We start from the raw sequence: 6,178 nt of genomic DNA, 5'->3' as shown, positions 1-6,178 counted from the left end.
GGAGGCGGCGACACGCCGCGCCCCCCCCCCGTGACCGGTCTTTTCCGTGGGTAGGGTTCGCCCATGGACTGGTGGAACGAGCTGCCCGACTGGCCGTCGTCCGACACCGGGTGGCGTGTGCTGTCCGGCGCGATCACCCCCTTCGTGGCCATCGTCGTGGCCGGCATCATCGCCGTCTGCGGGATCATCGCCCCCGAGCCCCGCCACCTCGTCCCCGACACCGGCATCGCCATCACGAGCATGCGGCTCGCGTCCCCGTCCCGCCGGTGGGACCGCTCGAACTCCACGTGGACCAACGGCGCCACGAACTGGTACACGGTCACCGCGTTCCGCTCCCTCGCGGCGAACGTCCACAAGTCCCTGAAGAAGGGCGACCGCGTCGTCGTGACGGGCCGCGTCCGCATCCGGACGTGGGAACGCGACGGCCGAGGTGGTGCCTCCGTCGAGATCGACGCCGAGGGACTCGGCCACGACCTCGCGTGGGGCATCAGCAACTGGATCCGCGTGCCGCGGCACGCGAACGAGCACAGTGCGGCTCCGGGGACGTCGCCGACGATCGACCCGCAGACCGGAGAGGTCCACGGCGCCGACGACGGTGCCGGGACCGACGGTGCGCTCGCCGACGGCGGGCCCGTCCAGCGGGACGACCTGCCGGAGCCCGCCGAGGCGGCCCGGCACACGGAGGTCGCGCTCGAGGGGCAGTTCGCGCCGCCGGCGGTGCTGCCCGCTGACCTGGGCACCGGAGTCGACACGGCCGACGGCGCGGACCCCGACGACGTCGACGCAGCGGGGCGGGCAGCGGCGTGACCTGCCGGAGCGCCGTCATCCGGGGGCGCCGACGCGGCGGGGTGTCAGTAGACTGGGCGCGATATGGCTGAGTACATCTACCAGATGGTCCGCGCCCGCAAGTCGGTCGGCGACAAGCTGATCCTCGACGACGTCACGATGTCGTTCCTCCCCGGCGCCAAGATCGGCGTCGTGGGGCCGAACGGTGCGGGCAAGTCGACGATCCTCAAGATCATGGCGGGTCTCGACCAGCCGTCCAACGGCGAGGCGAAGCTGACCCCGGGCTTCACCGTCGGCATCCTCATGCAGGAGCCCGAGCTCGACGAGTCGAAGACCGTCCTCGAGAACGTGCAAGAGGGTGTGGGCGAGATCCACGGCAAGATCACGCGCTTCAACGAGATCTCCGCGCTGATGGCCGAGCCGGACGCCGACTTCGACGCGCTCCTCGCCGAGATGGGCACCCTGCAGGAGGAGATCGACGCCGCCGACGCGTGGGACCTCGACTCCCAGCTCGAGCAGGCCATGGCCGCGCTCCAGTGCCCCCCGGGGGACGAGCTCGTCACGCACCTGTCCGGCGGAGAGAAGCGCCGCGTCGCGCTCTGCAAGCTCCTGCTGCAGAAGCCCGACCTGCTCCTCCTCGACGAGCCCACCAACCACCTCGACGCCGAGTCCGTGCTCTGGCTCGAGCAGCACCTGCAGCAGTACCACGGTGCCGTCCTGGCCGTGACCCACGACCGGTACTTCCTCGACCACGTCGCGCAGTGGATCGCCGAGGTCGACCGCGGACGCCTGTACCCGTACGAGGGCAACTACTCGACCTACCTCGAGAAGAAGCGCGCTCGTCTCGAGGTCCAGGGCAAGAAGGACGCCAAGCTCGCGAAGCGTCTGTCCTCGGAGCTCGACTGGGTCCGCAGCAACCAGAAGGGCCGCCAGGCGAAGTCCAAGGCCCGCCTCGCCCGCTACGAGGAGATGGTGTCCGAGGCCGAGCGCACGCGGAAGCTCGACTTCGAGGAGATCGTCATCCCCGTGGGCCCGCGTCTGGGTTCGCAGGTCATCGACGCCGAGAAGCTGCACAAGCAGTTCGGTGAGCGCGTCATCATCGACGACCTGTCGTTCACGCTGCCCCGCAACGGCATCGTCGGCGTCATCGGCCCGAACGGCGTCGGCAAGACCACGCTGTTCAAGACGATCGTCGGTCTCGAGCCGCTCGACGCCGGCACGCTGAAGATCGGCGAGACGGTCGACATCTCGTACGTCGACCAGAGCCGCGGTGGCATCGACCCGAACAAGAACCTGTGGGAGGTCGTGTCCGACGGACTCGACTACATCCAGGTGGGCAAGACCGAGATCCCGTCCCGCGCCTACGTGTCGCAGTTCGGCTTCAAGGGTCCGGACCAGCAGAAGAAGGCCGGCGTGCTCTCGGGTGGTGAGCGCAACCGTCTGAACCTCGCGCTCACGCTCAAGCAGGGCGGCAACCTCCTGCTCCTCGACGAGCCGACCAACGACCTCGACGTCGAGACCCTCGGCAGCCTCGAGAACGCCCTGCTCGAGTACCCGGGCTGCGCCGTGGTGATCACCCACGACCGCTGGTTCCTCGACCGGATCGCGACCCACATCCTCGCGTGGGAGGGCCTGAACGAGGACGGCACGCCGAACTGGTACTGGTTCGAGGGCAACTTCGAGGCCTACGAGGAGAACAAGGTCGAGCGCCTCGGTGCCGACGCCGCGAAGCCCGGCCGAGCGACCTACCGCAAGCTCACGCGCGACTGACCCGTGGCGAGACTGCACGCTCCGATCCGCATGCGGTGGAGCGACATCGACGCGTACGGTCACGTGAACAACTCCGCGATGCTGCGCCTCCTGGAAGAGGCGCGCATCGTGGGGTTCTGGGGCCACGACCCCGCGGACGTGAACGGCGAGGGCGACCTGCCCGACCCGATCATCGACGGGCGCCCGGGATCGGGCACGATGACGGTGATCGCGGCACAGCGCCTCGAGTACCTCGCGTCGATCCCGTACCTGCGCCGACCGCTGGACGTGCAGATGTGGATCGGGCGGATCGGCGGCGCGAGCATCGACGTGTCGTACGAGGTCTGGTCGCCCGTCGGTGTCGAGCCCGCCGTCCTGTACACCCGTGCCACCACGGCGCTGGTGATGGTCGACGCCGCGACGAACCGGCCGCGACGCCTGACCACCGACGAGCGTGCCGCGTGTGAGCAGTTCGCCGAGCCGCCGGTCGAGTTCTCCCGGCCCTGACCCGGCGGGCCCGAACGGGTCGAGCCGGCCGAGCGCGGCCCTGCCGACCCCGGCCCCTAGCCCGCCCCGGCCGCTGCGGGCCCGGCTGGGCGGAGGCGCCTCCGCACAACCGGGAGCACACCGCGCCACGGCGATCCGCGGCGCGGTGTGCTTCCGGTTGTGCGAGCGCAGACGGCGCTGCGGCGCGGCACCGCGCGCCGCGCACCGCGCCCCGCGCCCCGCGCGAAGCGCATCCCTCACCGCGGGACGCGCATCATCCCCTCCTGCGCCACCGATGCCAGCAACCGCCCGTCCCGCGCGAACATCCGGCCGAACGCCAGTCCCCGCCCGCCCTGCGCACTCGGGGACTCCTGCACGTACAGCACCCAGTCATCGGCGCGACCGTCACGGTGCCACCACATCGCGTGGTCCAGGCTCGCGCTCTTCACCCCCGGCGTTCCCCAGGCCACCCCGTGCCGCCGCATGATCGGCTCCAGGATCGACATGTCGCTCGCGTAGCCCAGGACCGCCCGGTGCAGGGCCGGGTCGGCCGGCAGCGCCCCCTCCACCCGGAACCACACCGCCTGGTGCGGCACCCGCTCGCCCTGCACGTCGACGAACACCGGGCCCTCGACGTGCCGCAGGTCGATGGACCGCTCGGCCCAGGCCTGTGCGACGGGGTGGTCGATCGCGGACAGGATCGACGCCGCGGACGGCAGCGACTCCGGCTCGGGGACGTCGACGGGGAACGGGTCCTGGTGTTCGACGCCCTCGTCGGGGCGTTGGAACGAGGCGATCATCGAGAAGATCGGCACGCCCCGCTGGTACGCCTGCACGCGTCGGGTCGCGAAGGACCGGCCGTCGTGGATGCGCTCCACCCCGAAGGTGATCGGGACATCGATGTCGCCCGGGCGCAGGAAGTAGCCGTGCATCGAGTGGATGTCCCGGCCCTCGATCGTGGCCTGCGCGGCGACGATGCACTGCGCCAGGACCTGCCCGCCGAAGACCCGCCCGCCGGGGGACCAGTGGCTCGCCCCGGTCAGGATCGTCTCGCCCGTGCTCGCGCCGGTGTCCTGGAGGCGCAGGGTGCTGAGGAAGTCGGGTTCGCCGTTCACACCCGCAGTCTACGAACCGGCCCCCGGTAGGATCGGACCCGACATGGGCACCTCGTTCACGCTTCCCGACGCCGCCTCGCTCGGCGACCTCCGCACCTACCTCGGACGCGCTGCCCGCATCGAGGACGGGTCCGTCCGGCTCGTCGCCGACTCGGGCGTCCTCGCGGTGTACACGGCGATCCTCTACCCGCTCGGCCTGCTCGACGAGCTGCCGACGGTGCTCGGCCTCCGCACGTTCTCGCTCACCGAGCCCGCGACGATCGACGCCGTGGTGCCGCTCGCGTCGCTGCAGGAACGCCTCCGCCTGCTCGCGGAGCACCACGACGCTGAGCGCGCCGACGGAGCCGACCCGACCCGGGCCACCCCGATCGAGGTCGAGCTCCCGCACGAGGTGCACACCGTGACCTGGGCGGCGATCAGCCCGCCTCGCGGTGGGTGGGTGCCGCTGCCGGACGTCTCGCCGGAGCTCCTCCGCCGTGCTGCTCGGGACGGCATCGCCGAGGTCGCGGACGCCGTCCCGGCGAGTGCGGGCGAGGCGATCGTGCGCCGCATCCGGTCCGAGGTGTGGGGCCGTCCGGTGCCCGGGATCGAGCACCTGCCGGCCGGTGCGGGCTTCGCGGGGGAGAGCCTCGGGTTCCTCGGGCACGACCCCGTCCGGCTGTTCGAGACCGGACCGTGGAGCCGGCTCACGACCTCGCGCGGGCACGTCCTCGTGAAGCGCCGCGCCTGGTCCCTCGGCGTCTGACCCCGAACCGAAGCCGCCCAGCGCGGAGCGACGCCCGACCGACGACGCCGCCGCCGCGACCGTCTGCCTGAGCGGACCAGACCGCCACGTCCACCCCGCACCATGACACGCGTGGTTGGGTGACGGCATGCAGGTCTTCCTCACCGGCGCGTCCGGCTACATCGGCTCCTCCGTCCTCCGCGCCCTCGTCGCCCACGGGCACGAGGTCACGGCCCTCGTCCGCTCCGACCAGAAGGCGCAGGCCGTCCGGGACGCGGGCGGCCACGCGATCGTCGGCGACGTCACGGACACCGACGTCGTCCGCCGGCTCGCCCACGAGGCCGACGCGGTCGTGCACACGGCCTCGGCAGCGGACGTCGACCCGGACTTCACGGAGACCGTGACCGAGGCCCTCGCGGGGACCCCGAAGCCCTTCGTGCACACGGGCGGGATCTTCACGTTCGGGAACTCGACGGACATCTCGGAGCAGTCGCCGGTGGACCCGCCGGCCCTCACCGCGTGGCGCGCCCCGATCGAGGCACGCGTGCGGGCGAGCGCCGCGCGGACGACGATCGTCGCGCCCGGCATCGTCTACGGCCGCGGCGCCGGCATCCCGGCGATGTTCGTCGGCGACGGCGAGCACGAGGTCCGCCTGGTCGGCGACGGCTCCCAGCGCTGGACGACGGTGCACATCGACGACCTCGGCGAGCTGTACGTGCTCGCGGTGCACGCCGCCGAGCAGGACGGCTACGTGGTGGCTGCGTCCGGCGACAACCCGACGCTGCGCGAGGTGGCGGAGGCGGGCGCGCACGGCTCACCGGTCGTCGCGGAGAGCGTCGACGCGTCGCGCGAGCGCCTGGGGGCCGACTTCGCAGACGCCCTGCTGCTCCACCAGGAGGCCTCGGGCGCGCACGCGCGCGCCGACCTCGGCTGGCACCCAACGCGGCCGACCCTGGTCGAAGACCTGGCCGACGGGTCCTACGTCCGGTAGTCCGCACCACTCACAGCGGGGGGGGGGGCAGACGGACGGGAGGATCGTGGCGGGCCCGCCACGATCCTCCCGTCCGTCTCCTGGTCGCGTCGCCGACGTGAGCCGGTCCGCGGTCAGTCGAACGTGTTCGTCATCGCGTGGGCGGCGCGGGCGAGGTAGGCCCAGAGCTCGGCTTCGTCGAGGGGCGCGAGGGCGAGCGACTCCACCGCGTCGAGATCGGCGTGGACGGGGCGGGGACCGGGGTCCCCCGGCTCGTCGGCCGGGACCGCGGCGGGGCCGGGCCGGGCTCTTATCCCACTCTCCGCGCCCACGAGGCGCCTGGGCACC

Annotated in this window: 6 protein-coding genes; 5 read left to right on the top strand and 1 reads right to left on the bottom strand. The window is 72.3% G+C overall.

What is annotated here, in order from left to right; translation table 11 throughout:
- The first annotated feature begins 63 nt into the window (after positions 1-63).
- The 3 genes from HUN59_RS13520 (at position 64) to HUN59_RS13510 (ending at position 3,042) form a co-directional block, all read left to right on the top strand.
- Positions 64-807, top strand: a complete 744-nt coding sequence (locus tag HUN59_RS13520; protein WP_174778634.1) for a single-stranded DNA-binding protein — start codon at positions 64-66, stop codon at positions 805-807.
- 63 nt (positions 808-870) lie between these two features.
- Positions 871-2,556, top strand: coding sequence for an energy-dependent translational throttle protein EttA (ettA, locus tag HUN59_RS13515; RefSeq protein ID WP_058742559.1), 1,686 nt, complete (start codon positions 871-873; stop codon positions 2,554-2,556).
- A gap of 30 nt (positions 2,557-2,586) precedes the next feature.
- On the top strand, positions 2,587-3,042 hold the full coding sequence (locus HUN59_RS13510) for an acyl-CoA thioesterase (RefSeq protein WP_174778633.1): 456 nt from the start codon (positions 2,587-2,589) through the stop codon (positions 3,040-3,042).
- A gap of 236 nt (positions 3,043-3,278) precedes the next feature.
- Here HUN59_RS13510 and HUN59_RS13505 read toward each other — a convergent pair whose 3' ends face one another.
- Positions 3,279-4,136 (bottom strand): acyl-CoA thioesterase, encoded by an 858-nt coding sequence (locus HUN59_RS13505; RefSeq protein WP_058740438.1) that lies wholly within the window; start codon positions 4,134-4,136, stop codon positions 3,279-3,281.
- Between the two features lie 43 nt (positions 4,137-4,179).
- Between HUN59_RS13505 and HUN59_RS13500 the strand changes: the two genes are divergently transcribed.
- Together HUN59_RS13500 and HUN59_RS13495 are read left to right on the top strand one after the other, a co-directional pair.
- Complete coding sequence (locus HUN59_RS13500; RefSeq protein ID WP_174778632.1) at positions 4,180-4,881, top strand: hypothetical protein; 702 nt, start codon at positions 4,180-4,182, stop codon at positions 4,879-4,881.
- A gap of 127 nt (positions 4,882-5,008) precedes the next feature.
- Positions 5,009-5,851: an NAD(P)H-binding protein gene (locus HUN59_RS13495; protein WP_174778631.1), complete on the top strand. Its 843-nt coding sequence runs from the start codon at positions 5,009-5,011 to the stop codon at positions 5,849-5,851.
- The last annotated feature ends 327 nt before the right edge of the window (positions 5,852-6,178 follow it).

This window comes from Curtobacterium sp. Csp2 (assembly GCF_013347165.1).
This window is presented reverse-complemented; position numbering and strand designations above follow the sequence as displayed.